The organism is Butyrivibrio sp. LC3010 (assembly GCF_000424385.1).
Classification (GTDB): domain Bacteria; phylum Bacillota; class Clostridia; order Lachnospirales; family Lachnospiraceae; genus Butyrivibrio.
In genome coordinates this window covers 13,146-17,251 of record NZ_KE384181.1, presented here as the reverse complement: position 1 = coordinate 17,251, position 4,106 = coordinate 13,146, and the positions used below count along the sequence as shown (strand labels likewise).

The window sequence follows — 4,106 nt, the reverse complement described above, 5'->3', positions numbered from 1 at the left end:
AGCATCTTCAGCTGCCTTCAATGCTGTATTTGCGGCTGTCAGATCATCAGCCTCTGCGCCTGCTGCTACAGCTGCTGCAATAGCATCCTTAGCTGTCTGAATCTTATCAGCTGTAGGATCTTCCTTAGCTGCATTTGCGGCTGCATTTGCTGCTTCAATAGCTGCCTGCTTAGCTGCTGCGTCATCACCTGCCTGTTTAGCTGCTTCAGCTGCTTCAATCTTGGCACTGATACCTGTAAGTTCTTCTTCAGTTGCTCCAAGAGCCTGAGCTGTTGCTACTGCTTCCTTAGCTGCATTGATATTAGCTTCTGTTGATTCATCAACTGCCTTGTCAGCTGCTGTTGTTGCTGCGTTAATAGCATTTGTTTTTGCATCATTCACTGCATCATAAGCTGCATCTGCTGCATCATAAGCTGCATTCGCTGCTGCATTTGCAGCATCTGCTGCATCTTCTTCTCCAGCTGCCTGAGCTGCTTCTGCTGCTTTAGTTGCCTTTTCTGCTGCATCTATTGCTTCTTTCGCGGCATCCTGAGCTGCCTTTACGGTATCAGCTGTAGGATTAGCCTTAGCTGCTGCTGCGGCATCGTTAGCTGCCTTAGCTGCTGCTGTTGCCTGAGCTGCAGCATCTTCAGCTGCCTTCTTAGCAGCTTCTTGATCAGCAGTCTCTATTACTGTAACTTCACACTCAGCATCATATTTACCAGATGTAACCTTTATAGTTACTGTTCCAGCTTTAAGTGCAGAAACGAGGCCATCACTTACAGTAGCGATATTTTCGTCACTTGATGACCATATGGTCTCATCTGTTGTTCCTTCAGGAGTAATAGTAGCTTTTAATTGTTCTGTCTGACCAACATTAAGCTCAAGAGAAGATTTATTAAGTGCTACAGCTGTTGTTGACAAATCTTCTGTTACAGCAATATTTACAGAACCACCATATTCAGTATTGTTAACAGTATATGTTACATTAATAGTAGCAGTACCCTGCGATATACCTTTTACAATTCCAGTTCTCTCGCCAACTGTTGCGATGGAAGTATCATCAGTTTTGAATACAGCCTTATCAGTTATATCCTGATTACCATATTTTACTACTAACTGTGCTTCCTGACCTTCACCAACTGTATCAGTTCTATCCTCTGTCGCTACAGTAAGGAATGTTGCAGGAGCACCAACAGCTGTTACTTTGATTTCTAGATCAACTGGTGCAATAGTTGTATCTGTAGGTTTAAAAGTTACATAAGTATAATCATCTGTCTTACAAATTGAGCTATTTGTTGTATCATCTAATGATGTTGTATCAGCTATAGCTGTCAGTTTACCTCCAGAAGTCATTTTTGCATAATTTTCTGAATTGTCAACAATCGGAGTTAAGCCATCGTTATGTGAAATCCATTTTCCTGCAATTTCACTATGACCATATTTTGCAATAATAGTAGCTTCTTCGCCTTCATTAAGAGAGATACTTGTGATTGTAGCAGTTGGAGCTGTAGAATCAAATAATCCAAGCGATGTAGGCGCTACAGTTACAGCAAATGCTGCAGCATTAAGCTTTTGAACCTTAGAATTATAAGCATCAATTGTACATCCACCTACACCAATAGCTTTGACAACGCCGTTTGAATCAACAGTCGCAACGGTTTCATCTGAACTTACCCATGTAACAGCAGTTGTTGTATCTTTTTTACCATTATGGTTAAGAATGATCTTTGCTTCATCGTTAATAAGGAAATCAGCAAATGCAGCTCCTGCAGCAGTATTCTCTGGAGTAATAGTATAATTATCAGCAGCTACAGTTACATTGATTTGATTACTAAATTGTTTACCATCAGAATCCACGAAGCTGGCTTTAACAACTGTTGAGCCTTCAGCTACTAAATGGATCTTTCCATTAACTACAGTTGCAACTTTCTCATCTGATTCCCATGTTACTTTAGATGTATAATCTTCTGATCCATAATAAGCATAGATCTGATGATCTGAACCAATGTTTCCAGCTGCGATTGGTGTAGCCGCAGTCTTAGTTTTAGGATTACTGTACAGAAGAAGTGTGTTAGCGGCAACAGGTATAGTGTATGCTGCACTTGAAATCGATACATTATTTTCTGTTGTATATGTGGCAAATACATTATATGTGCCCGCCTCAGCAGCAGCAAATGTTCCATCTGAAGATACAGATGCCTTTGTACTATCTGCACTTGTAACTGTGCTTGCAGCACCGTCCTTAACACTCCATGTAACGTTGCTATTAACTTTGTCTCCACCATAGAACGCCACTAACTTTACAGAATCATTTGCATACAATGTAGGCAGCGGTGCACCATTTGAAGTATTTACAGTTACTGCTCCATTTGCAACAGTAACATTAATTGTTGATGTCATCGTTACGCTGTTTGAATATTTGTATGTTGCTGTAACAGTTGCTGTTCCCTCCTTCTTTCCGGTTACAACGCCTGTACTCGAATTAACATCAATATAATTCTTTCCAGAAGTTGTTGTTGAATAAGTGATTTTTGCCAATTCTGATGCATCAGTTATTTCTGTTCCAGTATAGATAGTGTCTGTACCCGAAGTGGCTGTACTTATTTTATAAGGCTTAAATGTAATGGATTTACCTGTATCGATAGTCTTACCCAGTACCGTAGCCCAAGCAGGTTCACCGGAAGCAGTTGGATTTGTTTCATTAATCTTAGAAGTACTAATCTGGAATGAAAGACTAGAATCATCAACTACTGTAAATGCAAACTTACCAGCAATTCGTCCATCTGTGCAGCTCTTCTCATATGCAAGAAGGTAATACTCACCTTCAACTGCAGTATTAGTAGTAATTTTTACATCTTGACTATAACTTGTCTTGTTATTTGTAGCTGTTCCACTTTTTGCAGGTATAACTGTGGCATCCTGTGCTGTAAGACCACTTGCACCAACTGTTATCGCTGTTGTCATAGTGTCTTTAGCGGTTTTCAACTGCGTTGCCGTTTTAATCCCATCATTAAAATCGTCTTCAGCATCACTATACGCAGCAACGGCCCTTGCATAAGCGCTGTCGTAATCAGATTTTTTCACCACATGAAAATCAAGTTTATCTGTCCCTACGGCTGAATGATACAATGTTGCAGGGACAGTAACAAGAAGGCCGTTCCTATCATTCATTCCGATTGTTGTCTTTCCATCTTTTTCAGTCAAAGAACCAAATTCCTTTACTATTCCAGGAAGGACAGTGACGGTCTTAGTCATGATATCGACAGGATCCTCTCCGCCAGCTCCATCAGCATCATAAGTCAAAGTCGCAACATATTCACCGGAAGCATTCTGACCAGAAAATGTACCACTAGTTGCAGAGCCATATTTATTTCCATCTGTATTAGCACTTCTTGTAACATTAGTTTTCCCGCCATCTCCATTTTTTAATTCAACAGAGAATACAGCAGTATCTGGAACAAATATAGACGGGTCTTTATCACCAAAGTCTGCTGCAATGATATTTGTATCTCCTATCATTACAGTATCTTCGCCATCTAATGTTATAATGCTTGCTAAATCGGCAGCAGTCGCCTCAGTGCCATCAACTATATCAATTTCGATTGTTGTCACAGTTGTTTTTGTATTAGAGTTGTCTACATCTTCAAACACTACATCAATTGTAAGTGTCTTCCCAGCGCGTCCTCTGAGATCAATATCCACTGTAGGCACAGTCACAGACCCAGCCCCAGTAGCAGTTCCTTGTTTTATGGAAGTAGCTGCACCACCATCAATAGATAGCAAATAATCTAATGTATCACTGACTGTCACGGCTGCATTTGTATACGTATATGCCGGTAATGTTAACGTCTCATCCAACACATTAACTGCGAATTTGCTATTTCCAATTAACTGAACATTATTGGCGTAAGTGGTTGGTGTTATTAAGCTCGTATAGGCAGCCTGTGCTACAATGCTCGTAAATGGCATCGCCACCGCACTCAGGTTACTTACAGCCAGAGCACTGGCCAATGCCCATGACCATATTCGTTTGTTTTTCTTCATAAAGTTTTCCCCTTTCATATGAAATGTGTTTGTCCTTTGTCGCGACAAAGTCAGGAGTTTTACCCCTGAGAGAATTGGCG

Annotated in this window: 1 protein-coding gene; it reads right to left on the bottom strand. The window is 40.6% G+C overall.

Annotated elements, in window-relative coordinates:
* On the bottom strand, window positions 1-4,026 hold a 4,026-nt coding region (locus G622_RS25045; RefSeq protein WP_196814252.1), incomplete at its 3' end, for an Ig-like domain-containing protein.
* Window positions 4,027-4,106 lie beyond the last annotated feature (80 nt).